Genomic DNA, 26,378 nt, shown 5'->3' with positions numbered 1-26,378 from the left:
TTATCCCCTTCAATCAACCTAATTTCCATTTTTTCTAAATTGGCTAGGTTGAATGTTTAATAGTTTCTGAAAAACTCGATTAAAATACTGTTGGTTTTTATAACCACACATATAGGAAATCTCTTTAATAGACAGGTCCGTTTCTATTAACAATTTTTTTGATTGCTCAATTCTTATGTCATTTAAAATTTGACGAAATGATTTATCCCATTTGTTCATTAATACTGTACTTAAATAGTTAGGGTTGCGTCCTAGTTCGTCTGCTACTTTATCTAGTGTTAATCCGCTGTCCCAATATTTTTTTTCAAGTGTATGAACAATTCGATCAGCTAAATCTAACTTTAATCCTCTATTATTCTTAATAGCTTCAAAAATACTAGATATAAATAAAATGATTTCATCAATAATTCGATAAATAACGGGACTATATAAAATGCTTTGAAAAAGGGTTAAGTATTTCTTTTCATAACGTTCTTCTATTAATTGATAGGTTTTCATATGCCTTCTCATTTGGGCAAGAATACTCGTTAAGCGTATACGGACTAAGCCTGGGTCTGGATAAGGTTCTTTATAGTGAAGGAACTCTTGATACAGCCAAGACTTTACCCCGTCAATGTCAGACTGGTTCAGAAAATGAATCCACATTCTTTGTTCATCTGGTGTTAAAAAAGGATCAATAAACTCCCAGTTCGTCCATTCCTGAGCTTCGATAATTTGCTTAAAACCTAAATAGAAGGTGAGTTCCATTAACTGGTTCACTACAACATATTGTTGATGGAGGTTCCTAGAATATTCACTTTTCGAGTAAATGATAATCGCAAGAGGTTCAATTGAGCGTTCTTGCCAATCACGTAAAAATCGATTACATTCATTTCTCCAAGAAAAGTTCTTTTTATGTTCACTGACTAGCATAATCATATCGCTTAAAATAAATGCTTGTACTTTGTTCTTAAAAGGATAACCTTCTAAGTACGAATATAGGTTTGATAGTTGTTGACTATTCTCCGTTTTCATACCTATTGAAATATAGTTAGCCGCACTTTCCTTACTTTCTAACAATAATTCCTTGTAATGAAGTACGGAGTCGTTAAACGTATCTACAGAAATTGACTCTGTTTTATTTAAACTTTGAAACTGTCTGAATAGCTTTTGAACAGACTTCAATAGTATTTCTGGAGAAATTGGTTTTAATAGTAAGTCCTTTACACCTATATCAATCGCTTTTTTAGCTTGGGCAAAAGTCGCTTCTGTAGTAAGTGCAATAATGGTAGGTTTAATAATCTTAGTTACTCTTACAAAGTCCTCCATATATTGATTGCTGATCATGCCTAATTCAAAAATCAATACATGTGGCTGAAAGTCTTCAATTTTCTTAATTACCTCTCTCTCAGTTCCAACCGTTTTTACAAGACAATTGGGTAGAGAAGAATGCAATAACCATTCCATCCCTTTAGTGTCATACTCGTCTCGATTGGCTACAAGTACTTTGTACATGCTGCCACATCCTTTTTTACTATTATTATGGATGGTACAGTTACCAAATGTAAAGAGGTATTGAATCCCTTCATAAGTAGAAATATATTCAGGGTAAAAAATTTTTTCTTTAAAAATAAACGCCCATAAAGAAATGGCTAGGAATCCCTAACCCATTACCTTAATCAGCGGATCGGCGTAGCTGTTTCTATTTTTTGCTGCCTCCAAGATTCTAAAATCAATGCGATTTCTGCAAGATCTTCTATCGTTTCATCTGCGGCCGCTTTACCCCATTGATTATTTTTAATCCAAATGGTTTTCATGCCAATCGCTTTTGCTGCTTCAATATCATTGATTGGATGGTCCCCAATAAATACACATTCATTTACTGATAGATTCATTTTTTCCAAAGCTCTATGAAATATCTCTGGGTTCGGTTTTTTAACTCCCTCCCATTCAGAAATTAAAATGGCTTCAAAGTATTCTTGTATGTAGAGAGATTTTATATTTTCCATTTGAAATTGACCTATTCCATTAGTGATCATCCCTAAACGAATGGAGTTTTTTCTTAAACCTTCTAACATTCTGGTAAGGTTTGAAAAAGGAATGCAGCTATACCGAAAATATTCATTATAATCAGCCAATAAATGATCAGAAGTTATTTTAGTAATACAAAATTCATTTACTAACTGATCATAAACTTTGTCTTTTCCAACGTAACCATGGCCATCTAGATCAATAAATCTAGAAATATAATTTTCTATAGGAATATGACCTAACTCCTCCAATAAACGCTCATGCTGATAGTGAAGAAAGTCATATAATGAAGATTCACGATCTAACAAAGTCCCATCTAAATCAAAAATAACTCCCTTAACCATACGATCATTCCCCTCAAAAATAAGCATAAATACCTATTCTACAAAGGTTATTCAAAATCCTTCAAATGTTTCGTAAATTACTATTTTAAAATAATCCATTGAACGGAAAATTAAGAAAAAGAAGCCAGCATGCTTAATTAAACATGCTGGCCTCTGACTAATTAATTTTTATTGATAGTTTGACCTGTTGTTGTACCTTTTGTTGGTTCATGACCACCATCATACTGATATTCTTTTTCCCAGAAATCAGCATTCTCGATTCCAACCTTTACTGGATCAAAAACTGGGTCTTTCCCTGCTTTTTTCTGAGTCTCATAGTCTTTAAGAATTTTAAGAGCTGGTTTTGTAAGTAGCAGAATGGCAATGATGTTTAGCCAAGCCATTGCTCCAACCCCAATATCACCTAATCCCCATGCCACATCTGCTGTTTTAACACTTCCGTATAATACCATTCCTAAAATAACAAACTTTAGAACATATTCTGTCCAAACACGTTTAGTCTTTTTATTAATATAAGCAAGGTTTGTCTCTGCCATATAGTAGTAAGCCATGATAGTTGTAAAAGCAAAGAATAATAATGCTAACGCTACAAATGGAGCTCCGAAACCTGGAATTTCAGCCTCGATAGCCGCTTGAGTATACCCTGGACCTGGCTTCATTTCACCAAGTGTTGTCTTGATTGGCTCTCCGTTTTCTGGAGTAACATTATACATTCCTGTGATTAAGATCATGAATGCTGTAGCTGAACAAATGAATAGTGTGTCAATATAGACTGAGAAAGCTTGAACAATCCCTTGTTTAGCTGGGTGAGAAACCTCAGCAGCTGCAGCAGCATGTGGTGCAGTACCTTGACCAGCTTCGTTTGAATAAATACCGCGCTTTACACCCCAAGCAATCGCAGCACCTAAAATACCACCAAATGCAGCATCTTGACCAAATGCACTTGAGAAGATTAGAGCCATAATATCAGGTAATTGAGAAATATTCATGAAAATAATGATAAGAGCTACTAAAATATAACCAACTGCCATAAATGGTACAACAAATTCAGCAACACGAGCAATACGTTTAACACCACCAAAGATAATAACCGCAAGTACAGCCACGATTACTGAACCAGTAATCCATGGTGATATACCGAAAGCGTTATCCATACCAGATGCAATACTGTTTGCTTGAACACCAGGTAATAAAGCACCTGTTGCAAGTACGGTTACTGCAGCAAATAATACCGCATACCATTTAATTTTGAGTCCCTTTTCAATGTAATAAGCTGGGCCCCCACGGAATTGCCCATCTTGTTTTTCTTTCCATACTTGACCTAAAGCTGCCTCAACGAATGCAGATCCAGCACCTAAGAATGCGATTAACCACATCCAGAATACTGCACCTGGTCCACCGTAAGCAATCGCAGTAGCAACACCAGCGATGTTCCCTGTTCCTACCCTTCCTGATAAAGCAAGTGATAAAGCTTGGAAGGAAGAAATACCAGCTTCAGAAGTATTTCTTTGAAACATCAGTTTCCCAATATCTTTCATATGTCTGATCTGTAAAAATCTAGTTGCAAGAGTGAAAAATAATCCTGTACCTAAGCATAAATAGATAAGTGCTGGACTCCAAATATAATTATTAATCCAGTTTACAATCTCTAGCAGAAAAATTCCCCCTTACTTTTTTTCTTATTATAAATTAGACTCGTCACAAAATAAACAAATTTTTATTATTTTTCTAATTTTTTGAATTCTTTCGATTAACTAAATTCATATTTATCATAAGAAGAAAGGCATGATTCCTCGGAATCATGCCTCATACATACATTTAATTTACACTTTAAACTTTCCAACTAATTTCTCTAATTCGTCTGCCATTCGAGCTAAACTTTCAGCCGATGAAGTAATCTCCTCCAAAGAAGCAAGTTGCTCTTCTGAAGATGCAGCAACATTTTGTGAAGCTTCTGAAGAGTCCTTTGATATTTGGGATAATCCTTCAAAAGAGAGAGTAATGGTCTCCGTACCTTTTGATATATGTTCTGTTGATGTTGATACTTCTCGGATTTGCTCTGACACTTTTTCGATGGAATGTAAAATTCTATTGAAGGCAAAACTGGCCTCATTTACAACTTCCATCCCCTTGGTTACTTCCTCCATCCCTTGCTTTGTACTTTCGACAGCATATAAGGTATTGGTTTGGATTTTTTGAATAATAGTGTTTATTTTTCCAGTAGAATCTTTTGATTGTTCAGCCAGATTTCGAACTTCATTAGCTACGACTGCAAAGCCTTTGCCCGCTTCTCCTGCTCGAGCTGCTTCAATAGCAGCATTTAAAGCTAGTAGATTCGTTTGCTCGGCTAAACTAGTAATCACGTCTACTATTTGGCCAACTTCTGTAGATAATTCACCAAGTTCACGAACCTTTAATCCTGCTTGTTCTACTGTCACTTGGATTGTGTCCATTTGATTGATTGTTCTAATGACCGCTTCATTCCCCTCTTGTGCCTCCTTCGTTGTTTGCACAGCGGATTCAGACACTCCTAGTGATGATTGAGCAATCTTTTTAATACCCAGGGACATCTCACTGACATCATGAAGACTTTTCTCCATTCCTATCACTTGTTTATCTGCACCTGTAGCCACTTCCTGAATAGACATCGTAATTTGATTCGTCGCACTTGTATTTTGCTCAGCACTAGAAGATAACTGTTCAGCGGAAGAAGCTACCTCTACAACCGTTTGTTGTACTTGTCTAATAAGGGACTGAATATTTTCTATCATTCTATTAAAAGCAGTTGAAAGATGAGCAAATTCATCTTTCCCTTTAATGTTTAGTCTTGCCGTTAGGTCACCTTCACTTGTTGAAAGTTCCTCTAACTTCCTAACAACTTCATTTAATGGCTTCGTAATCAATCTCGCAATCATTAAAGCGATAACAATGCCTAGTAAAATTGAAGCGATGACTACTATTAAACTAATCATAGAGCTAGTATCAATCATTTTACTATCTTCTTGAACTTTAGTATCCATGATATCTTGTTGAACCTGTTTTAGTTCTTCTATTTTTTTAGAAAAATCCCCTTTAATCTTCGAATACTCACCCTTATAAACGGTTATGGTTAAGGTTTGGTCCTTTCCAGCTAATTCAAGCATGCTTGTTTCTAAATCAATCAGTCGTTCATTATGTGAATCTAATTCATTAAAAATAGCAATAGCACGTTCATCTTGAATGAGTGCTTTCATTTCTTGCATCTGTTTTCCTAGCTGTTCTGCTACTTGGTTATATGTATTTAATTCTTCTTGATTGTCTGGTTGGATGATGATTCCTTTAATGGAACTTGCTAGTATTAAGTCATTTCTTTGGATTTCTTGAGCTAAGTTGTACTTATACACTTCTTTTTCAGTAAAAGATTTGTAGGATTTACCCACATTTTGCATTGAAAAATAGACAAGTATAAATCCTATCAAACTGACTAGTAATACGGAACCAAAACCTAATAGTAATTTCTGTTTAATTTTCATGATGTACTCTCCCTAAATCTAGTATATACAGACTATATCGGTGAACTTTCCATTGAATTTCAGTGGTTAATTATTCCATTGCAAGTTAAAAAAGGAACAGACTCATTCTAGTCCATTCCTCTTATGTGAAGTTTATATATTTGCTTGAGACTCAGTAAATTTTCTTTTCTGTATGAATATTAATCTAGAAGACAATCCGATCCCCGCTGCTAATAACCCTATTGTCAAGCCGATCCAATATCCTGGAGCCCCGAGCTTTGTATAATGAGCTAGTATATAACCAACAGGCAAACAAATGAGCCAATAAGCAATCAATGTCATGATAAAAGCAATATTTACATCCTTATACCCTCTTAAAGCAGCTAAGGCTGTCGCCTGTATCGCATCTGAAATTTGGAAAAACAATGCATAGATTAGGAAAGTCCCTGTTAGGTGGATTACAGCTGCCTCATTAGAATATAGTCCAGCAACCTCATTGCGGAATAATACTACAATTAAACCGGTAACTAAGGCAATGATGATAGCTAGATTAATTCCTAACCAACTATACGTACGAGCATCTTTAAACCTTTTAGCCCCCACTTCATATCCAACTAAAACAGTAAGTGCCATAGAGATACTAATAGGAATCATATATAAGAATGAAACAATATTAAGAGCTGTTTGATAGGCAGCAATGGTGGTAATCGTAAATTTACTTATTAATACCGTTACAACCGCGAACATACTTGTTTCAAAGAAAATAGATAATCCCATTGGCACGCCAATTTTTAAAATCTCCGTACTTTCTTTTAAAGAAAATCTCTTAAAATCTGAAAATGCAATAAAGGAGGAAAATGGCTCTTTTGTTTTTATAATAAATAGAGTCATGCCTAAAATAAACCAATAGGTGAAGGATGTAGCATATCCTCCCCCAGCTCCTCCTAGTTCAGGAAAGCCCCAGTTTCCGAATATTAAACAATAGTTAAAAAATAAGTTCACAGGAAGAGCAACGATTAAAATGACCATAACTACTCTGGTTTTACCTAGCGCATAAATGAAAGACCTTAACACATTAAATAAAAATAAAGGAACAATACCAAAACTTAATCCAATTAAGTAATCATAAGCAGTGTTTTCTACACTTGGGTGTAGGTTCATATAATCCAAAATAGGTTTAATCACAATTGATCCAATAAGAACTACTATGATCCCAATGAATAAACCTAGATAAACCCCATGGGAAACAACTGAAGATACTTCCTTCTCCCTTTTTTCACCAAATCTCTGCGCTGCAATTGGAGAAACAGCTAGTAAAATACCACTTAACCCCGTAAAGACAGGATTCCAAATAGCCGACCCGATAGCTACCCCTGCTAAATCAGAAGCGTTATATCTACCAGACATAATGGTTGTAAACAATACCATCGAAAACATTCCAAGCTGTGTAATAAGGATAGGTATGATTAGAACCATGATAAGCTTAATTTTCTCCTTTAATGAAAAGGTTTGTTTCATAAAAATACTCCTTTAGGTCTTTCCACAATGATAATACTGACCATAGTGTCCTTTTTGTTCGCCTCAGGCACTTCAATAAGCCTTGGATAATATTAACAGAAAATGGAATACCTAGCTACTATATCGTCTTACATTTAATTTAATTTTACCAATCAACTATAGAAAGTTTATAAAATCAATAGAAGAGCACCAGTCGATGCTCTTCAAAATATATTTTATTCCTCGTTCTTTTTGCTTTTTCCTTTTACAAAACGATAAGCTAGATAGGCTATGTACAAAGGTGTTGCAATATAGATTAAGTAAGGAAACTGACCGTATGTTCCTCGGTATATTACATAAAGCAAACATCCTAAAAAGATCGTAACAATAGTACCGTACTTCGGAAGGGGAATTTCTTTAAAGCTCGGAATTCTAATTCTGCTAACCATTAAGAAACATAAGGCGGTAAATACGACGGTTGTAATGATATTAGGAATTCTATCCCCAAATAGAGTTAATAAAGCAAGTATCCCTCCGGCTGCGGTTATCGGAACACCAATAAAGTAATTTAAAGAAGTTTTATCTGTGCTAATATTAAATCTCGCTAATCGATAAGCACCGAAAAGTGGAAACAAACCTGCAACTGCAAATCCTAAAATATCGAATTGATAAAAATATGTATAATACACTAAAAAAGAAGGAGCTACTCCAAATGTTACGATATCTGCTAGTGAGTCTAACTCTTTACCTAAAGAGCTATCCGCCTTTAACATTCTAGCAAGTCTACCGTCCATACTGTCTAACATCATACCTATTAAAATTAAAATAGCTGCATTTTTGTATTGTCCATCTGCAGCAAAACCAATGGATAGAAAACCACAATATAGATTCCCTAAAGTAAACATATTAGGGATGGATTTAATAAATCTTACTCGCAATCGCACTAAATGAATCACACTCCTTGAACTTCATCTAAATATGTTCTGAACAAAACAATCATCATAACATTATAGCACTTTTTGATATAAGAATCGAATCCTCTTTTAAGCCAGATTAGTTATTTTTATCTGTTAAACGTTGAATAATCATAGCCAATAATAAAGTTCTCTCAGTCAACGTAGGCAATTCCAAATACTCATTTTCACTATGTGCATCTCCACCAACCGGTCCTAAGCCATCAATGGTTGCTACTCCTAAAGCTGACGTAAAAGAGGCATCTGATCCACCACCTGTAGAAGTGTCGTCAATCTCGACTCCTATTTCATTTCCGATATCTTGAATCACACGAAGTAGGGCACGAGTTTTTTTATTTTTCTCCATTGGTGGCCGATTTATTTCACCTTCTAAAGAAACCTTTGTTCCTTTTACATCCGTGGAAGAGCAAATTTCTTCGAGTTTTTCCTCCAGTATATCTGCTTGCTCCATTTCAGAGATTCTTATATCTATTTGAGCTTCAGCATGGTCTGAAACCGTATTAGCTGAGGAGCCTCCTTCAATTAAGCCTACATTCACGCTAATTCCTTTTTCGTGATCGGATAAATCGTATAGTTGAATGATTTTATGAGCTAATTCCTCAATGGCACTCCTCCCCTTCTCTGGGTCAATGCCTGAATGAGCCGCTTTTCCTTCAACTACTAAAGTATAATTCCCTTTTCCCCTTCTGGCAGTAACTAGAGAGCCATCTTTTCGAGCAGGCTCCATCACAAGGGCATATTTTTTCCCTTTTGCTTCATTTTCAATAAGTGAACGAGAGGTCGGGGACCCAATTTCCTCATCACTGTTAAGGACAATTTTAATATTTTTATACCCATTTAAATTTTCCTGTATAAGTGCTTTGATGGCATATAACAGTGTTACTTGACTTGCTTTCATATCAATGACGCCAGGACCATACGCTCTGTTACCTTCCATTCGAAAAGGTCTTTCTAACGCTGTACCTTCTGGAAAAACCGTATCCATATGAGCAAGGATAATAATCTGAGGTTCTACTGCTTCTTGATGCTGAATAACTAAATGATTCCCAAGTTCCTCTTGTTTGTGATAGGTGACGTTAAAACCTAGTTCCTCGTAAGATTCCGCTAAAATACTACCAATTAAGTCCACACCAGACTTTATATAGGAACCACTATCTATGTTCACAAGTTTTTCTAATAAATTGATCATTTCTTGTTCTTGATTTTGCAAAAATGAATCCATACTACCTTTCCTCTTTCCTTGTCGCTATCTCTATATTAGATTTTATCAGATTAGAGTAAATCTTGTAAGAGTTCCCCTTTTCATATTATTACTCTGTAGCTTCTTTTTTTAGGCATAACATTATGAGGCTTCCCCTATCAATGAAATGATGCATCTAAAAAAAAGAAAAGCTGACTCGAAAAAGTTGATTTACAACCTTGAGACAGCCTAGAGTCTATTATCTTTATACAGTCATTTACTTATGAATACCATCTAATATAAACGGCTAGGGCAACTAGGGATAACCCAATGGTAACTACATAAATTAGAGTTAAATTTATCGTATTTTTCTTTGATGATTTTCTATATTCCCGGTCACTCTTTCCTGCTAACCAAAGTGTAAATATGGCTGAAAGTATGAAAATTACAATGACAGAAATAATGGCAACAGTCATGATCCACCTCTGTATTCTCTAGTATCTCTTATAGGATAACATATTCAGAAGGGTATACAGGGAACTAAATATTAATTTTCTTAGCAATAGAGAATTTTACCTTTAATACAGCTGAATGTCACAATATTATTTCCAAATTGTTCAAACTATTTCTTTTATAGAATGGGGGACCTTTGGCTAAACATGTTTTGAAATTCTTGAACGGGTAGTGGTTTGCTTATTAAGTAGCCTTGAATTTCATCACAGCCTAAACTTCTTAAAATTTCCAAAGCCTCATATGTTTCAATTCCTTCTGCTACCACTTTTAGCTTTAACTCTTGGGCAAGAGACATAATCGCTTTTACTATAGCAACATTTTCCCTATTTTGAGAAACCTCCTGAATAAAACTACGGTCAATTTTAAGGGAACTGATCGGAAACTTTCTTAAGTAATTTAAAGAAGAGTAACCGGTTCCAAAATCATCTATTGAAACTGAGACTCCGAGTGTTCTTAATTTTTCTAAGCAAACGATACATTCTTCAGTATTTTCAATAATACTATTTTCCGTTATCTCTATTTCTAATAAACTAGGATTTAAGCCTGTCTCTTTTAACACTTTTTCAACGATATAATAAAAATTTGGGATACGAAAGTGTAGTGGTGAAATATTTACAGCAATGGAAACTGGATTATCCGGATCCAATAGAAACCACTCTTTACTTTGTTGACATGCTTTCTCTAACACCCATTCATCTATTTGGATGATAAATCCAGTCTCTTCAGCAATAGGAATAAATTTATCTGGAGGTACCATGCCTAGTACCGGATTATTCCATCTTAATAATGCTTCAACCCCATTTATTCGATTGGAGAAAAGATTTAGCTTCGGTTGAAAGTATAACTCAAATTCGTTATTTTCAATGGCCTTTCTAAGATAATGCTCAATTTGGAGTTTTTCATCCTCATTTTTGCTCATTCCTGTTTCATACCATTTAAAAATGTTTCTTCCTTTTTGCTTAGCGATATTCATCGCTAAATCGGCATTTTTCAATAATTGGTCTGAGTTTTCACCGTGATTAGGATACATACAGATACCGATGCTTGAGGAAGTAACGACATCCATAGAGTTACTTAGGCTAAACGCATGACTAAATATAGATACTATATTTTTAGCTTTATCTGAGATAAACGACGGATTCAGTACATTTCGGAAAACAATGATAAAGTCGTCACCCGAAAATTTGTAAATTTCACCTTCTGTACCTATTGATTCTTGCAGCCTGACTGAAACGGCTCTTAAAAGACTATCTCCAACATTATGACCAAATGCATCGTTAATTTTTTTAAATTGGTTTAAGTCGAGGTAAAGCAAGGCAAATTTTTGCCCATTCTCATTTGATTTAACGATTAGTTCATGGATGTCTTCATTAAACTTTCTTCTATTCGGTAGATTGGTTAAAATATCGTGATAAGCCAGAAACTTAATTTCCTCTTGAGCCTGGTGAAGCTCAGTAATATCGTTCGTACATCCAATAATTTCATGAACTTCTCCATCACGGTAAACGGGAGAAAGATGAGTTAATAGCTGTCTATTGTTAAATCTATAGGAATAACTTTCTGGTTGACCCAAAAAGGCACTTTTAAACTTTTGATCTAGTAGAGTACTAATGTCTGTCGAAAATATATCTTTTGGTAATTTATTCTCCAATGTTTCATTATTTAAACCAAGTTGGTTTGCTAACTTCCCTGCTACTTGTTTATAAACAAACTGGCCCTCTTGATTAATAATGACTTTATAAATTAAACTATTCATTGAATTTACAACTTGTGTAAAGTCATTTTGTAGTGCTGTTACCAACTCTTCCTGCGCCTGTTTTCCCTCAGTAATGTCTGTACGAAGTGAGATGTAGCTGCTAGGCTTACCATCTTCCCCTTTTACCGGAACAATCGTCGTTTTTACCCAATAAAAGGTTCCATCTTTCTTTTTATTTTTGATCTCACCTTCCCAAACATTCCCTTTACTTATTTCACTCCACATTTGTTTAAAAAAGGATTTATCATGGTATCCAGAATTTAGTATTCGATGGTTTTTCCCAATGAGTTCTGAACGTTCATAATTTGAAATTTCACAAAATTTATCGTTTGCATAAAGGATATCGCCACGTGTATTTGTTGCAGCAATAATAATGGATGTATCAATAGCCTGTTTCAAATTCGCAAAACTTTTTAGTACACTTATCAATTCATCCTTTTGGCTTCCTTGCAACTCTCCAATTTGGTCCATCAAAGAGTCTATTGAAGCATCCACGTGGAACATTTCTATAACATTATCCATTTATTCAACCCCTATATCAGCCAAAAAGCTCTTTCTACGTTGTACACTTTGTGAGTATTGTAATTCATGTCAAAATTTGACCTTTTATTTCTGTTATATAGTTTGTTTTTATCATTTTATGTCGAATAAATCAAGACTATTAGCACTTTACAACATTATTACATTCTTTATTTATAGGTAATTTGTAACAAAATTTTCATAAATTAACCATAACTTCTAAAACAAAAAACAGACCCAATGGATCTGTTTTTGTACAAACATAATATTTAACTAAAATCTTCACCCGTCTTTTTCTTTTCTGGGGTAGCTTTTCTAATCCCATCATCATCTTCCTGATTATCCCTTACTACTTTTTGAAGAACAAAAGAAGACATTATTAAAAATAATGAACAGACAGAATAATAACCTTTTTCAACTAAAGGGGCATCCATATTATAAATCCCCACGAATGTAAATCCACATGCTAAAGCAAAGCTAGCCCATGCTAAAAAAGTAAAGGCTGGTGTATTCCTACGACGCATGTTTTCTACCTCCTAAAAAGTAAAGATACAATAACAATACAATTATATTACTTTATTAGGACATTTTTCCATAATAATTTACACTACGTCTTACTAGTCTTTATTCATTCGAAACCGTTATTTTATCTACTCTGAAGGATTCTAGGACCTTTCTGTTAACTTCATAGCCTATTCCTGGTTTTTCTGGAACATGGATGATTCCATTTTCTACTGTAACAGCTGGCTCAATAATATCTTGGTCCCAATATCTTTCCGAAGCGGCCGTATCCCCTGGTAACGTAAATTGATCTAAGGAGGTTAGTGCTATATTATGAGCTCTTCCAACTCCCGCCTCGAGCATGCCTCCACACCAAACGTCAACCCCTTGCAGTTTGCAGTAATCATGAATCTTTTTTGACTCAGTTAAACCGCCTACACGACCGATTTTCACATTAATAATTTTACAACTTCCCAGTTCAATTGCCCGTCTAGCATCATCAAACGAGTTAATGCTTTCATCCAAGCAAATCGGAGTTTCGATAGCTGCCTGAAGCTTTGCATGATCAACAATATCATCGTGACCTAATGGCTGCTCAATCATCATTAAATTCAAATCATCGAGCTTTTTCAAATGGTGTATATCTTCTAAAGTGTATGCTGAATTTGCATCTGCCATAAGTTGAATCGTGGGAAATTCTCTTCTTACTTCTTTAAGTACCTCTACGTCCCATCCTGGCTTGATTTTTATTTTCATTCGCTTATAACCTTCCAGAACGTATCGCTCGACCACTTGAAGTAAGCTTCTAACTGACGGTTGAATTCCTATACTTATACCTACATCTATTTGACTTCTAGTTCCGCCTAAAACCTTCGCTAAGGACCATCCTTTCCTTTTAGCATATAAATCCCACACAGCCCCTTCTAAGGCTGATTTAGCCATTGGATTCCGGCGAATGATTTGAAAACGTTTAGAAACTTCATCGGGATGCTCAATAGGTTCTTTTAATAATAATGGAATTAAAAAGTCAACCATCATATGTTCGTTAGTTTTAACCGTTTCCTCTGTATACCAGGGACTTGAAAAAGCTACCGATTCCCCGAAACCAGTGAAACCATCCTTATCAATCATTTCGACAATAAAAAACTCCTTATCTTGAAAGGTACCAAAACTAGTTTCAAAAGGGTCTTTTAAACTCATAACTAACTTATGTAAAATGATTTTGTCAATCGTTATAGGATTTGCTGACATAATTTCCTCCTGGCAATAAACGTTTTCTACTTATTGTGAATGTAACAGAATCTGGTTTAAATATGAAGGGATAATGAAAAACTCAAGTGCCTTAACAAAGTAAAAAGGACACCCATAAAAGTGTCCTTTGCACTATTCAACTTTTATTTTTTCAGAAATTGCATATTTTTTTCCCTCTTTAGGTGTCATCCAGAGTGTTAATTCATATTCACCTGGTTCAAGATTTAATCTACTTAAATCAATCTCGTATTGTAAACTTTGATCAGGTCCGAGCTTTTCCTCCCCTAAAGCTTGTAAAAAAGCAACGGCACTAGAAAATAAGAATACATCTTCTCCTTTATCATTCTTCACTAAAAAATCATATCTTTGTGAACTAGTAAATTCTAAAGTTAATTCTTCTTCTGATTGATTTTTAACTTCATATTGATACTTTAGAGGTTCTATTTGCTTAAGGCTTTGAGTCACTTCATTTGAAGTAACTTCTCCTGCATTTGTATTAGTCACTTGTTCAGCATCTTTCATAGAAGTACCACATCCTGTAATAAATATCGTTATTAATAAACCAAACCAAATTTTTTTCATATTTTAAACACCTTCACTTTTATTATGATGTGTAATTTTACATATTCTCATAATAATAGTCGAAAAAAGAGAGGGTTTCGTTACAGATACTCATTACCTATTTTTGGTACTCTTAAGGTTTTGTCTCATTAATAATATAATCTGCTAAGCGCTCACGATCGTAATCCGTTAGTTTTATAACCGGCATCCCCCCAGGAGGATTAACCATAATATCAATCAACTGTTCCTTCGTATACTTATGTGCATGACTTAGTGATAAATTGATTGATGTATCAGAAGGTTTACCATGACAAGTAATACAGCTTTTTTTATAAAGTTCGGGCTCCGTTAAATGAACTTGATCAACGGGCTCTTTTTTTGAACAAGCCGTTAATAATAATATTAAAAAAGGAATCATGATGATCTTCCCCATGCTTTCACCTCTAGTTGGTTTCTATATTTTCTATGATACAATGTGAAGCTGCTTTTTTATGTGAAAGGTTCATGAACTTAGAACGGTTTGTTAATAAGTTTGTAACATTTAATCAGTTGAAATAGGTAAATTTCTATTTAGTGTTCTATTTAATGAAAAAATGCGTGCGGCTGTAAAAAGCCTACACGCATTTCTTCATTTTAAATTACTTACCGCCAGAGAATGTGATTCCCTTTGTGAAATAGCGGTTAAAGAATGCATAAATGATTAGTACTGGCATGGTAAATACCATTGATGCTGCCATGATATAGTTCCAATAACTAATGAATTGTCCTTTAAAGGAGTTCAATCCTAATGGTAATGTGAACATTTCTGGGCTCGACATAATAATCAATGGTCGCATGAAATCATTCCATAAGCCCATGAAAACGAATATAGCTTGAGCGGCTAGTGCTGGACGAGCTAGTGGTAAGACAACTTTAAAGAAAGTACCAATTCGGCTCAGTCCATCAATTTCAGCAGCTTCTTCTAACTCTTTCGGGAAGTTGATGAAAAACTGTCGCATCATAAAGATAAAGGTTGCATTAATCATCGATGGAACAATCATCCCTTGATATGAGTTCAGCCAACCTAGTTCTTTAAGAATTAGATAGTTAGGGATCATTGTAACCTGAGCTGGTATCATAAGGATTGCTAAAATGAGAATAAATAGTGATTTTTTCCCTGGAAAAGTTAATCTTGCTAAAGCATATCCAGCCATAGAGTTAAATAATAAGTTTAGAGCAGTAGCTGTAATGGCTATGAATGCACTATTAAATAGCCATCTAGGAAATAGATCTTGTCTAACAAAGATTTCTATATAGTTATCTAATGTAAAGTTTTTCGGTATAAAATTCATGGAACCACTTACGATTTCTTCTAACGTCTTAAAGGAAGATGAAATTGCCCATAAAAAGGGAACCATTGTTACAATTGCGTAAGTGACTAGGATTGCATAGAGAAATCCTTTTCCTAAGCCTATTTTCTTTTTCAAGCCTATCCCTCCCTAGTACAATGATTCTTCTTTTGAGAATTTTCGTTGAATTAATGTTGCGATTAGAATGATGATAGCTAAGGCAAATGCCAATGCTGCTACATATCCCATTGTTCCCATATTCTTAAATGCATATTGGTAAATGAGTAATACAACTGTTAACGTTGAATTGTTTGGACCACCAGATCCACCTGAGAAAATATATGATTGATCAAATAGTTGGAATGTACCGATTAAGCCCATGATTACAACGAATGAAGTTACTGGTCTCAAATTCGGAACTGTGATAAAGAAGAACTTTTGAATGGCATTTGCCCCATCCAGTTCTGCTGCTTCATAAAGCGATTCTGGTATATCTTGAAGTGCAGCTAAATAAATAACCATGAAAAATGGTGCTGTTGACCAGATATTCATAATCATAATTGCATTAAGAGCTACGGCAGGGTCACCAATCCAGTTGTAAGTTGGTAAACCAATCGTTGCAAGAATATGATTCACTAACCCATTTTGGTTGTACATCCACATAAAGATAAGCGTTAGTACAGCTGATGATGTTAATGTTGGTAAAAAGTATACAATCCTAAAGAATTTTTGTCCTTTCAACCCTGCGTTTAAGGAAGCCGCAAGTATTAAAGCTAACATCGTTTGTGCTGGTACGACGATAACCACATATTTTAAAGTGTTCCATAAAGCAATTTGTGCACGTTGATCATCTGCAATCCTAAGGAAATTATCCATTCCTACAAAATCAAAGGATACATTCCCTAACAACTGAACCTTATGAAAAGATAGAAAGATTGCATAAAGGATCGGTCCGATAACGAATAAGCCTAAAACAAAAATAGTCGGGGACATGAAGAAGTATCCTTGTCCGGTTTCTTTTAGTTTCTTTTTGTTATAGCTCTGCCTCATTTTTTCTCCACTTCCTTTTAAGTAGTGCTAATCATTTTATATATTTTTCATTACAGGCTAATTAAGAACATAAGTTGAATCCTACATTTATTAGATTCTTTTTAATGACGTAAATACTTACTAGATTACCGTGTTGTCTAGCTGACTAACCTACATCAGCAAAAAGAGAATAATAAATGGGACCTGAGAGAGGAGAACCCCCTCTCAAATCCAAATTTACAAAAGACTATTTTGCTTCAATTTCTTTGTTTGCTTGTTTTTGCGCTTCTTCAAGAGCTTCTTTTAATGGACGCTCGCCTAAGAATGCACTGATAAATTGGTTGTTAAAGTTGTTCATGATGATTGGTAAGTTTGTGCCTTCTGACCAAACTGTAGAGTAAGAAGCACCTGCAACGATTGGAGCACGTAATTCATCTTTATCCCAACCTAATTCAGCAGCAACTGATTTACGAGTTGGTAACGCAAAGCCCTTAGACGTCCAGATTTTCATACCTTCTTTACCTGTTAAGAATGAAATTAGCTCCCAAGCCGCTTCTTTCTTTTCAGACTGTGCATTCATTACATAAGAAACTGTGTATGCCATTGTTCCTTTTGTACCGTTGATTGTTGGAAGTTCAGCAGTACCAAATTCGATTCCTGGGAATGTGTCTTGTAGATACGGAATTGCCCAGTTACCTTCAATAACCATTGCTGCTTTCCCTTGACCGAACATTTCTCCACCCCAGCCTGCTCCAACCTCATTTGGTTGTGCTGACGTTTTATCATTTAGACGTTGATCAATGATTGGTTGAAGTGCATCTACTACTGACTGATCAGCAAAATTTGCTTTGTTATCTTTTACAATCTCCCCACCTGCAGACTCACCGATGTAGTACATACGTGCAAGCTCAGGAGCAACACCGAAACCGTAAACATCTTTTCCTTTTGTTAATGCTTTCGATACTTCACGTAATTCATCCCAAGTCTTCGGAACTTCTACACCTGCTTCTTCAAACATTTTTTTGTTATAGAATAATGCTAGTGTTGAAAAATCTTTAGGGAAACCATAAGTTTTTCCATCTTCACCTTTAAATGCATCTACTAGAGGCTGTTCAAAATCATTCACATCAAACTCATCTGTTACAAACTCATCTAGTGGCTGTAAAGATCCAGTTTCAATTAATGCAGGTGCTTCAAATGCGTCTAAGTAGAATACATCTGGAGCTTCTCCACCAATTAAGCGAGTTTTAATAACATCCATATATTGATCAGAGATTACTTCGTATTTAACTTTAATGTTAGGATGAGTTGCTTCAAATTCAGCAAGCGTTTCTTCTAGTAACTCTTGCTCAGACGGGTTACCGCCCCATCCCGCTAATCTGATTTCTACTTTTTCTCCAGTTGCCTTGTCTCCGCTATCTTTTGGTTTTGCCGCATCGTCACCAACGCTACAACCAGCTAATATACTTCCGAATAACATTGTTGACATTCCTAAAGTAGCTAATAATTTTTTAGCTTTCATTTCTATACCCCTCTCAATATTTTAGTTTTATCTATCTGAAGGAGGATGTTTTCCTCCTATAGACCATTGGTTAGGAAATAACTTTAAAACCTGTTGTATTTTCATCGATGGAAATGATTTGTTCACCATTCTTACGTGAAATCGTTACCGATAGAATTCCCTTTCCAATTGCAATGTTCTTTACTTTAAGAACATTCATTTTATCTAATAAAACTGGATTCAAATGAATTTCTTTATTCAAGCTGTCTGGGAACAAACCTAATAATGTTTGGATAAAGACTAGAGGTGTACCAGCAGCCCATGCTTGCGGTGAACAAGCAACAGGATATTTGACTGCTTTCCCAATGGACTCTTCATAACCACAGAAAAGCTCAGGTAGACGGTCATATTCAAAATGTGCTCCAGACTTAATCAAGCCGTTAATAACAATATTCGCTTCTTTTTGACGACCCGTTTTACTCATTCCTAGTAAAATCATGCTGTTATCATGCGGCCAAATACTTCCGTTATGGTAACTCATTGGATTGTATCCAGCTTCTTCTGATCCCATTGTTCTAATACCAAACCCTGAGAACATTTTTGGGCTAATCAGCATGTTCGTAACTGCATCCACTTTATCCTCATCTAGCATTTCAGAGAATAGAACATGCCCCGCGTTAGAAGTAATCGTACCAACTTGTTTCTTATGCTCATCTAATGCCGTTGCGTAATATTGAACATCATCCATCCAAAACTCATTATCAAAGCGTTCTTTCAAGGCCTGTGCTTCTTGGCGAAGTTGATTTGCTCTCTCATCTGATATATTTAAAGAACTAAAAATATCTGCGATTCCCATTTTGGCTTGGTATACATATCCTTGTACTTCAGATAGTGCAATTGGAGTCTTTGCATAGTCTCCATTACGATGAACCATTGAATCACCAGAGTCTTTCCAACCTTGATTTGCAATTCCTTTACTAGATTCCTGGTGATACTCAACAAATAGGTCTCCATCGCGATCTCCGTATTGATCAATCCAGCTTAATGCCTGATCAATATTTTCTTTCAGGTGAAGAACAATTTCTTTGTCTCCTGTCCATTTCACATACTCAGTTAATAAAATTAAGAATAATGGAGTAGCATCAATGGTTCCGTAATATGGAGTAAAAGGAATTTGTCCCGTCGTAGCTAACTCTCCAAATCGGATTTCATGCATAATTTTACCTGGCTGCTCATCTCTCCATGGGTCTACATTTTTACCTTGCTTACTAGCCATAGTTAACAAAGTACCTTTTGCAACACTTGGATTAAACGCTAGCATTTGAAGAGCAGCAATTAGGCTATCGCGGCCAAATGGAACTCCAAACCAAGGTAACCCAGCGACAGGAAACTGACCATAGCCTAAATCAGTAAGCAATACTCTTAAGTCGCCAATTCCTCTATCTACTAAGCGTTGTAATGGTGCATAATCCGTTTCTACCGATGTGATTTTACTTTCCCACTCTTTGTATGACTCCATTAAATCTTGTTTGGCAGCTTCAAGGTTTTGAATTTCTTTCTTTCGCTCGTTCCCTGTTTTCGGTTCAATCATTAATGTGACGCTTTGTTCCTCCAAATGAGTAAGGCTAAAGTCAAATGTTACATTTCCTTCTTCACTTACATTCTTAGCAGTACGATCCCACTTAATGGTAGTTGAACGCTCTATATCATCTGCACCAAGATAGTTAAAAGTTAATGACTGGTCCGTAACTTGCTGACCTGTTCTCTCACCAATTTTCCCAGACTGGAAACCACGAACAATAAACATATCTGCAAAGTCTACATCCATGTGAACGCTTACATTGAAGCTAATCGGTTTTGGAAAATAGTTTTTCACCTTAATGGTCTCGTACAAGACGTCGTTACTAATAAATCTTGTACGGTCTATTTCAACTGACTCTCTCCACAGTATCAACTCTCCGTCTTTTTCCATATGGGGATTAGTTAAAAGTATTTGTGCCATGTAATTTTCTGACGCATCCGAGGATAAAAGGATAGGCTCTTCCCCGTTAATTCTAATATCAAACTTACTTAAAAAACGTGTGTCCTTAGAATATAAACCTAATCCATAAGGGTGATTTAGTGGAATGTTCCCTTTTGTATCTGTTAGCAAAAACAGATCATTTTCTTTAATTACTCTGTAGTCCATATTGTGCCTCCTGTTGGTATAGGTCTAATATACTGAGTTATTATGTTCGAATAACTTTTATCTATCATTGTCGAAACGTTTCGGATTTTATCTAAAAATTTTTTTCCTATTTTAGAAGACTTTGTTTTGTAGGAATAATTAGTATTTCTTATTTTCCCAAAACGTTTTGGTTTTTCCTTAAATAGAAACCACTTAACAATCGTGGTTCTTAGCTGTGCTTTCTCTCATTTTCAATTCATTTTCTAGTGTGATTATATGAGAAACTGCATCTCCTTGTAGCATTTGAACTAATAGCTCTGCAGATTTATATCCCATCTGGTAGATATCTTGCGCGACTGTTGTTAATGCTGGTGAAACATATGAAGCTAGTAATATATCATCATAACCTACAATTGATAACTGTGTTGGAATATCTATTTTTAACTTTTTTGCTGCTTTAATGACTCCTAAAGCCATTAGATCACTTGCACAAAAGACAGCTGTGATTTCAGGAAAATCAGTTAACAATTTTAGTGCTTGTCGTTCTGCCTCATCTTCATCAAAGGCACCACTTACAATCCAGGAAGGATTAACAGGAACATTCATCTCATGATGTGCTTCCATAAATCCTTCTAGCCTTCTCTTACTAACGAAAGCAAATTCATGTCCATTGACCATGGCGATCTTTTTATGGCCAAGCTCTAGAAGGTGTTGTACTGCTTTTTTTGCTCCGCTAATATTATCTGTGGTTACATATCCAACGGTATCTGATTCAATTGGTATATCAATGAGAACACAAGGAATATCGCTATCAACAACTTCTATTAAATATGGATCATCTGTTTTGATCCCCTGCATAATAACTCCGTCCACTCTTCTCTCACGACAAAGCTCAGTATACGTTTTTTCCCGTTGCTTTGTTGATGTTGTGCTGAATAAGACTAAATCATAACCTGAATTTGATAAATACTCATTTACCCCTGATAATATTTTAAAAGTAAAATTATCTTTAGCACTACTTCTTGTTAAACCCGATACTAGTAAGCCTATCGTATTCGATTTGTTCATCACTAAGCTTCTAGCTAATGTGTTTGGGCTGTATTTTAATTCTTTGGCAACAGCCATAATTTTTTGCCTTGTCTTCTCATTAACATCCGAATAACCGTTGAGGGCTCTAGATACTGTTGTCACCGAAACACCAGCAACCTTGGCAATATCTTTTATTGTAGTCATTAATTAAACACCTCCCAAAACGTTTCGGATATCTTGCTTGATTTGATAATAAAGGATAATGAAAACGATTGCAAACATTTTTTATCGTAAAAAGATGACAAATTCTATGCTGTCAAAAATCATACAATATTTTGGATTATGTTGTATGATTTGTTGGTTTAAGGTAATATGCTTTCTCTATTCCCTACTGGTTGGTTTTTCTATTTAGTTACACATACATATCTGTTACAATTTAGTGTTGTCTGTATATATATTAGTATCCTTCTAAGACAGGAGAATTACAACCATGAAAAACAAACTCATTTATTTATACATTATCTTTGGAATGGGATATGTTCTAGTATCTGATTATCTAGTTGCTAGATATGTACATGAGGATTATTTAAGGTTTATTCAATTAGGAAAAGCCTTTTTATTTGTGCTATTAACAGCCATTTTTTTTCATCAATTGAATAAGAAAAAACGAGAACTTGATGAAGTAAAAAAAGCGGAGCAACAATTTTCAACCCTAATTAACTCAATGGTAGACTTTGTTTGTTTTAAAGATGGTGAAGGCAGATGGTTGGAAACCAATACTTTTGGTTTAAAGCTATTTCAGCTCGAACATGTGGACTATAAGGGAAAAACAGATAGAGATTTAGCCGAGTATACGGAATTTTACCGGGAAGCCCTTATTTATTGTCAAGAAGTTACAGACGAAATTGCTTGGAACAATAAAGATATCACTCGATGTGAAGAAACGATTCCCTTACCTGATGGAACAAATAAAACATTTGATACGATCAAACAGCCTCTCTTTAATGAAGACGGCTCAAGAAAAGGGCTTATAGTTATTGGAAGGGATATTACGGAAAGAAAGATTGCTGAGGAAAAACTTATTAGAACAGAAAAACTCTCTGTTATAGGGGAGTTAGCTGCCAGTGTAGCTCATGAAGTACGAAACCCTCTTACTTCTTTAAAGGGGTTTGTACAATTGTTAAAAGAGAAGGATCATAGCGTGACCTCCTACTATGACATTATGTTAAGTGAGTTAGACAGAATTAATCATATAGTTGGTGAATTACTCCTTTTAGCAAAGCCACAAGAATTAAAGTTTAGTACTTGTGATGTCTCTAAAACATTAGGTGATGTCATGTCCTTACTAGAAACACAAGCCAATATGACCAATGTTCAGCTAAATTATCATTCAACTGGTCCCGTTTTTATAGATTGTGAAGAGAATCAGATGAAGCAACTGTTTATCAATATCGTTAAAAATGGCATTGAGGCTTCCGGAGAAAAAGGGGATGTTTCAGTATACCTGAATAAGCTTAATGATCAAGTACAAATTATTGTTGAAGATAGCGGTCCGGGAATACCAGGAGAGTTTTTATATCGCTTAGGTGAACCTTATTACAGTTCAAAAGAGAAAGGCACTGGATTAGGTCTTACGGTTAGCTTCAAAATTGTTGAGCAGCATAAAGGGAATATTCGATTTAAAAATAGAGACGGTAATGGGACAAGGGTTGAAATCCTATTTCCAGTTAGTCCTACTCTTAAAAATTAAGCATAAAAAACTGCACCAAATGAAAAAAAGAGGTGCAGTTTTTTATATCAATCATTTTTATTTATCAGTATTTATTAATCTTCTTAATTGGATAATATCTTAAAAATACTTCACCTACAACGTGATCAACGGGAACAGGTCCAATCTCCCTACTATCTAAACTGTCATTTCGATTATCTCCCATTACGAAAACGTGGTTATCTGGAACCACTACCGTTTCAAAAGGAAAATCCATGTCCTCTTTTATGTATGTTTCATCAAGTAATTCACCGTTTCTGTATACTTTCCCCTCATTAAATTCGAGTTTGTCTCCAGCTTTCCCTACAACTCTTTTAATCCAATATTTATCAACCTCTCCACTACCGTTAACAGCCCAACTGATAAATGGATTATCAATAAATTCATCTTTAATTGATCGGTCCTTTTCTAATTCACTATCAATAATTACGATATCCCCATGTTCCGGCTCACTTCCAAGTAAATAACCACTTTTGAACACCATGACTCGGTCTGCTACTTTCCCACCGTCAAATGGATCCATTCCTTGAAAAGTAGGCTCCATGGAGCTCCCACTTACTTTATATGGCTGTAAAACAAAAACACTTATAAAAACAGTCAATACTATTGCAAGGGCTAGTGCTTTAACCCAGCTAAACAATTCCTTCGTAACTTTTTGAACCACCAAGCTCACTCCCCATTTAGATACATCGTGAATCATAATAATCAGCTTAAATTCATGAGACCAGCCTGTCATTTAACTCGTCTTTATTAGCCTTCTTAATAATAACACGTAAAGATTATTTTATCGAAGAAAACGTTAATTATTTACACTTATTTCACCTGAATTTTTAACCATAAGTTTGTTTATAGGTTCATTTTCGAATGAGCTCCTTCATATATTATCTTGTGGCCTTCATTTTGTCTTAATAAATCCCTTTGTAACAAATATGAAATATTTGTAATGTAAAAGAAACTTTTTTTATAGCTGAGCCGTCTAATATATGGAGAAATAATAAGGGGTGTGCTTAACCATGATTTTTAAGAAGGGAATATGCAGTATTTCTATTGCTTTTTTACTAAGTGTAACTGTTAATCCTTTAACTATTGGCCAATCAACAACAGAGAAGATTATACATTCTGAATCGATAAAGGCTGCGAGCTCTTCAGAACATATAGCCCATCAAAAGGTTTTGCCCCCAACTTGTGACTTTAAAAGTGCAGACAATTTAAAAGAAATTGTATCCACTTTAAATACAAAGGATGAAATTCTATCCGTTTTAGGAGAGCCTAGTGAACAACTAGTAGACTCGATGTCAAATGCCCCGTTATGGAAGTACAATTTTTGCCCTACAGGCCATTATCAATATCAGCAGCAAATGGATGCAGTTGACATTGTTGGATTACTAGAAGATGAATTAACTGCCATTATATATGTAAGTTTTCTTAACGATTTTAAAAATGTTAATGATTTTGCTATTTATTATAAGGATTCAATTGGAGAAGTGAAGGAATATAGGAGAAGTTCAGATGGCACAGAAAAAGAAATCACTATATAGCTATTACAAGGAAAAGCCCTTCAAGTGAGGGCTTTTTTAGGTGTTATTGTATCATTTTAATCATTAAAGAAGGATTAGAAGCTAAATCTACTTCTTCTTCATTCTCAAGTAATCTCACTACTGGTCTGTGTAGGTGTGTTTTAATGCCAATGACGACTCCGTCTTGTTCGTTTGAAAGCTTTATTTTTGTACCAGGTATATATGACGGAATACTGTTAACAAAAGCTTGAATCACGTTTTCACTGTATTCAATACCGCTTTTGACCATAATCATTTCAAGTGCAACATGTGGAAGAGTATCTCCCTCAGAAATTAATCGTTCATAATAGTTTGCAAGTCCGCAAATTTGTGCTGTTTCAAGAAATTGCTCCCCTACTATACTTCTTGGAAACCCTTTACCGTTCATTGTTTCGTGATGTTGAAAAGCAACATGCGCGGAAACTAAACTAATCTCTCGATTTCTTCTAATATAATCAAAACCTGCATTTGGATGTTGATGAGGATCATCAGTCAGTACTTTTCCTATGTCATGCAATAAGCTTCCCATTGCTAAATCTCTTAATTGTGCATTGTTATATCCCATTGACTTACCAATTTGTATAGCAAGTAGAGTCACATTAATGATATGAGCATATTCCTTTAACTCATTCGCAACTGACGATGTAGGTACTAGGACAATGATTTTACGTTTTTGTACTTCTTGAATAATGGTTGTAATGGTTTTCTGTAGGATCAAAATATTTAATAGCTGATTCTTACTTGCCAATTCATACGAATCTTGAATCACCTTTAAAGTATCTAACCATGTTGGCATATCTAGCATTTCATCTAAAGAAATTCCTTTAGACACAGCATCTTCTACTAATAAAGTTGATATTTTCATCTCTTTTATTCTATCTAAATATTTGGGATGAATGGTTCTACCTGCGGCTAATAGAATTCTTTTCATTCGATCATAAATAGGTTGGGCTAACTGCATCGTATCGTAATCGTATTGTGATACATGAATAAATCTCATTCTTTATAGACTCCTTACTTATCTATCTTATTAGGCATATGTCCCTATTATTAAAGTCCTTACAATGACAATAATAGACAAAATTCAACAAAAAATCAAGAAAATTCATCTAATTTATTATAGATATATAAATGAAATTTCAACTTAAGGTGTAGCATCCTAAACTTTTGTATGTTCTGATATGATAACTTGTCCGTTGATTTTCGTTCCAGGCGCTCGCTTTCCGCAGGGCGGGCGGTGAGCCTCCTCGTCGCTATTCGCGCCTGTGGGGTCTCACCCACTGGCTTTGCACACCTTCCAAAATAAGTAAGTTGATGTATGAAGTTATAGACAAACGCAAAAAAAGCTCCTATTGTAGAAATGTTGAATGTTTGTTCCCTAAAACAAACTTCTACAAAGGAGC

22 protein-coding genes are annotated in these 26,378 nt (G+C 35.1%); 2 read left to right on the top strand and 20 right to left on the bottom strand.

Annotated features, from left to right (window positions below; translation table 11 throughout):
* Positions 1-18: 18 nt before the first annotated feature.
* From SM124_RS05675 to SM124_RS05590, 18 genes are all read right to left on the bottom strand, one after another.
* Complete coding sequence (locus SM124_RS05675; protein WP_322445537.1) at positions 19-1,494, bottom strand: helix-turn-helix domain-containing protein; 1,476 nt, start codon at positions 1,492-1,494, stop codon at positions 19-21.
* A gap of 164 nt (positions 1,495-1,658) precedes the next feature.
* Positions 1,659-2,354: an HAD family hydrolase gene (locus SM124_RS05670; RefSeq protein ID WP_322445536.1), complete on the bottom strand. Its 696-nt coding sequence runs from the start codon at positions 2,352-2,354 to the stop codon at positions 1,659-1,661.
* Positions 2,355-2,515: 161 nt separating this feature from the next.
* Positions 2,516-4,009 carry an alanine/glycine:cation symporter family protein gene (locus SM124_RS05665; protein WP_322445927.1) on the bottom strand — a complete coding sequence of 498 codons (1,494 nt, stop codon included), beginning with the start codon at positions 4,007-4,009 and terminating at the stop codon, positions 2,516-2,518.
* A gap of 168 nt (positions 4,010-4,177) precedes the next feature.
* Positions 4,178-5,866, bottom strand: coding sequence for a methyl-accepting chemotaxis protein (locus SM124_RS05660; RefSeq protein ID WP_322445535.1), 1,689 nt, complete (start codon positions 5,864-5,866; stop codon positions 4,178-4,180).
* 132 nt (positions 5,867-5,998) lie between these two features.
* On the bottom strand, positions 5,999-7,363 hold the full coding sequence (locus tag SM124_RS05655) for an MATE family efflux transporter (protein ID WP_322445534.1): 1,365 nt from the start codon (positions 7,361-7,363) through the stop codon (positions 5,999-6,001).
* Between the two features lie 215 nt (positions 7,364-7,578).
* The gene (gene pssA, locus SM124_RS05650; protein WP_322445926.1) at positions 7,579-8,247 is read right to left on the bottom strand and encodes a CDP-diacylglycerol--serine O-phosphatidyltransferase; all 669 of its coding nucleotides are present in this window, start codon (positions 8,245-8,247) and stop codon (positions 7,579-7,581) included.
* 148 nt (positions 8,248-8,395) lie between these two features.
* Positions 8,396-9,538: a M20 family metallopeptidase gene (locus tag SM124_RS05645; RefSeq protein WP_322445533.1), complete on the bottom strand. Its 1,143-nt coding sequence runs from the start codon at positions 9,536-9,538 to the stop codon at positions 8,396-8,398.
* A 239-nt stretch (positions 9,539-9,777) separates the two neighbouring features.
* Positions 9,778-9,972, bottom strand: a complete 195-nt coding sequence (locus tag SM124_RS05640) for a hypothetical protein (RefSeq protein WP_322445532.1) — start codon at positions 9,970-9,972, stop codon at positions 9,778-9,780.
* A gap of 155 nt (positions 9,973-10,127) precedes the next feature.
* Positions 10,128-12,287: a sensor domain-containing protein gene (locus tag SM124_RS05635; protein WP_322445531.1), complete on the bottom strand. Its 2,160-nt coding sequence runs from the start codon at positions 12,285-12,287 to the stop codon at positions 10,128-10,130.
* 266 nt (positions 12,288-12,553) lie between these two features.
* Positions 12,554-12,808, bottom strand: a complete 255-nt coding sequence (locus SM124_RS05630) for a YiaA/YiaB family inner membrane protein (RefSeq protein WP_322445530.1) — start codon at positions 12,806-12,808, stop codon at positions 12,554-12,556.
* A 100-nt stretch (positions 12,809-12,908) separates the two neighbouring features.
* A complete protein-coding gene (menC, locus tag SM124_RS05625) occupies positions 12,909-14,036 on the bottom strand; it encodes an o-succinylbenzoate synthase (RefSeq protein WP_322445529.1) in 1,128 nt (375 codons plus the stop codon).
* Between the two features lie 132 nt (positions 14,037-14,168).
* The gene (locus tag SM124_RS05620; protein ID WP_322445528.1) at positions 14,169-14,618 is read right to left on the bottom strand and encodes a BsuPI-related putative proteinase inhibitor; all 450 of its coding nucleotides are present in this window, start codon (positions 14,616-14,618) and stop codon (positions 14,169-14,171) included.
* Between the two features lie 112 nt (positions 14,619-14,730).
* Positions 14,731-15,030 (bottom strand): c-type cytochrome, encoded by a 300-nt coding sequence (locus tag SM124_RS05615; RefSeq protein WP_322445527.1) that lies wholly within the window; start codon positions 15,028-15,030, stop codon positions 14,731-14,733.
* Between the two features lie 205 nt (positions 15,031-15,235).
* Positions 15,236-16,063 carry a carbohydrate ABC transporter permease gene (locus SM124_RS05610; RefSeq protein ID WP_322445526.1) on the bottom strand — a complete coding sequence of 276 codons (828 nt, stop codon included), beginning with the start codon at positions 16,061-16,063 and terminating at the stop codon, positions 15,236-15,238.
* A gap of 12 nt (positions 16,064-16,075) precedes the next feature.
* Positions 16,076-16,975 carry a carbohydrate ABC transporter permease gene (locus tag SM124_RS05605; RefSeq protein WP_322445525.1) on the bottom strand — a complete coding sequence of 300 codons (900 nt, stop codon included), beginning with the start codon at positions 16,973-16,975 and terminating at the stop codon, positions 16,076-16,078.
* Between the two features lie 226 nt (positions 16,976-17,201).
* On the bottom strand, positions 17,202-18,476 hold the full coding sequence (locus SM124_RS05600) for an ABC transporter substrate-binding protein (RefSeq protein ID WP_322445524.1): 1,275 nt from the start codon (positions 18,474-18,476) through the stop codon (positions 17,202-17,204).
* Positions 18,477-18,546: 70 nt separating this feature from the next.
* Positions 18,547-20,643, bottom strand: coding sequence for an amylo-alpha-1,6-glucosidase (locus SM124_RS05595; protein WP_322445523.1), 2,097 nt, complete (start codon positions 20,641-20,643; stop codon positions 18,547-18,549).
* 192 nt (positions 20,644-20,835) lie between these two features.
* A complete protein-coding gene (locus tag SM124_RS05590; protein ID WP_322445522.1) occupies positions 20,836-21,855 on the bottom strand; it encodes a LacI family DNA-binding transcriptional regulator in 1,020 nt (339 codons plus the stop codon).
* Positions 21,856-22,141: 286 nt separating this feature from the next.
* Here SM124_RS05590 and SM124_RS05585 point away from each other — a divergent pair, with 286 nt between their 5' ends.
* On the top strand, positions 22,142-23,401 hold the full coding sequence (locus SM124_RS05585; RefSeq protein ID WP_322445521.1) for an ATP-binding protein: 1,260 nt from the start codon (positions 22,142-22,144) through the stop codon (positions 23,399-23,401).
* A 64-nt stretch (positions 23,402-23,465) separates the two neighbouring features.
* Here the strand turns inward: SM124_RS05585 and lepB are convergent, their stop codons facing one another.
* A complete protein-coding gene (lepB, locus tag SM124_RS05580; protein WP_322445520.1) occupies positions 23,466-24,083 on the bottom strand; it encodes a signal peptidase I in 618 nt (205 codons plus the stop codon).
* A 349-nt stretch (positions 24,084-24,432) separates the two neighbouring features.
* On the opposite strand from lepB, the gene SM124_RS05575 reads away from it, so the two are divergent.
* On the top strand, positions 24,433-24,957 hold the full coding sequence (locus SM124_RS05575) for a hypothetical protein (protein WP_322445519.1): 525 nt from the start codon (positions 24,433-24,435) through the stop codon (positions 24,955-24,957).
* 43 nt (positions 24,958-25,000) lie between these two features.
* Here the strand turns inward: SM124_RS05575 and SM124_RS05570 are convergent, their stop codons facing one another.
* Positions 25,001-25,975, bottom strand: a complete 975-nt coding sequence (locus SM124_RS05570) for an HD-GYP domain-containing protein (RefSeq protein ID WP_322445518.1) — start codon at positions 25,973-25,975, stop codon at positions 25,001-25,003.
* Positions 25,976-26,378 lie beyond the last annotated feature (403 nt).

Origin of the sequence: Robertmurraya mangrovi (genome assembly GCF_034427655.1) — a bacterium.
GTDB lineage: Bacteria > Bacillota > Bacilli > Bacillales > Cytobacillaceae > Robertmurraya_A > Robertmurraya_A mangrovi.
Note: the sequence above shows the minus strand (reverse complement) of the source record. Positions and strands in the feature narration are given on the sequence as shown.

What these genes read in the sequence shown, in the direction of transcription:
- SM124_RS05600 (WP_322445524.1), bottom strand. Translation starts at nt 18,476, where the DNA reads ATGAAAGCTAAAAAATTATTAGCTACTTTAGGAATGTCAACAATGTTA.
- SM124_RS05595 (WP_322445523.1), bottom strand. Translation starts at nt 20,643, where the DNA reads ATGGACTACAGAGTAATTAAAGAAAATGATCTGTTTTTGCTAACAGAT.
- SM124_RS05635 (WP_322445531.1), bottom strand. Translation starts at nt 12,287, where the DNA reads ATGGATAATGTTATAGAAATGTTCCACGTGGATGCTTCAATAGACTCT.
- SM124_RS05620 (WP_322445528.1), bottom strand. Translation starts at nt 14,618, where the DNA reads ATGAAAAAAATTTGGTTTGGTTTATTAATAACGATATTTATTACAGGA.
- SM124_RS05645 (WP_322445533.1), bottom strand. Translation starts at nt 9,538, where the DNA reads ATGGATTCATTTTTGCAAAATCAAGAACAAGAAATGATCAATTTATTA.
- SM124_RS05675 (WP_322445537.1), bottom strand. Translation starts at nt 1,494, where the DNA reads ATGTACAAAGTACTTGTAGCCAATCGAGACGAGTATGACACTAAAGGG.
- SM124_RS05670 (WP_322445536.1), bottom strand. Translation starts at nt 2,354, where the DNA reads ATGGTTAAGGGAGTTATTTTTGATTTAGATGGGACTTTGTTAGATCGT.
- SM124_RS05655 (WP_322445534.1), bottom strand. Translation starts at nt 7,363, where the DNA reads ATGAAACAAACCTTTTCATTAAAGGAGAAAATTAAGCTTATCATGGTT.
- SM124_RS05660 (WP_322445535.1), bottom strand. Translation starts at nt 5,866, where the DNA reads ATGAAAATTAAACAGAAATTACTATTAGGTTTTGGTTCCGTATTACTA.
- SM124_RS05630 (WP_322445530.1), bottom strand. Translation starts at nt 12,808, where the DNA reads ATGCGTCGTAGGAATACACCAGCCTTTACTTTTTTAGCATGGGCTAGC.
- menC (WP_322445529.1), bottom strand. Translation starts at nt 14,036, where the DNA reads ATGTCAGCAAATCCTATAACGATTGACAAAATCATTTTACATAAGTTA.
- SM124_RS05585 (WP_322445521.1), top strand. Translation starts at nt 22,142, where the DNA reads ATGAAAAACAAACTCATTTATTTATACATTATCTTTGGAATGGGATAT.
- SM124_RS05615 (WP_322445527.1), bottom strand. Translation starts at nt 15,030, where the DNA reads ATGGGGAAGATCATCATGATTCCTTTTTTAATATTATTATTAACGGCT.
- SM124_RS05640 (WP_322445532.1), bottom strand. Translation starts at nt 9,972, where the DNA reads ATGACTGTTGCCATTATTTCTGTCATTGTAATTTTCATACTTTCAGCC.
- SM124_RS05575 (WP_322445519.1), top strand. Translation starts at nt 24,433, where the DNA reads ATGATTTTTAAGAAGGGAATATGCAGTATTTCTATTGCTTTTTTACTA.
- pssA (WP_322445926.1), bottom strand. Translation starts at nt 8,247, where the DNA reads ATGTTTACTTTAGGGAATCTATATTGTGGTTTTCTATCCATTGGTTTT.
- SM124_RS05570 (WP_322445518.1), bottom strand. Translation starts at nt 25,975, where the DNA reads ATGAGATTTATTCATGTATCACAATACGATTACGATACGATGCAGTTA.
- SM124_RS05590 (WP_322445522.1), bottom strand. Translation starts at nt 21,855, where the DNA reads ATGACTACAATAAAAGATATTGCCAAGGTTGCTGGTGTTTCGGTGACA.
- SM124_RS05605 (WP_322445525.1), bottom strand. Translation starts at nt 16,975, where the DNA reads ATGAGGCAGAGCTATAACAAAAAGAAACTAAAAGAAACCGGACAAGGA.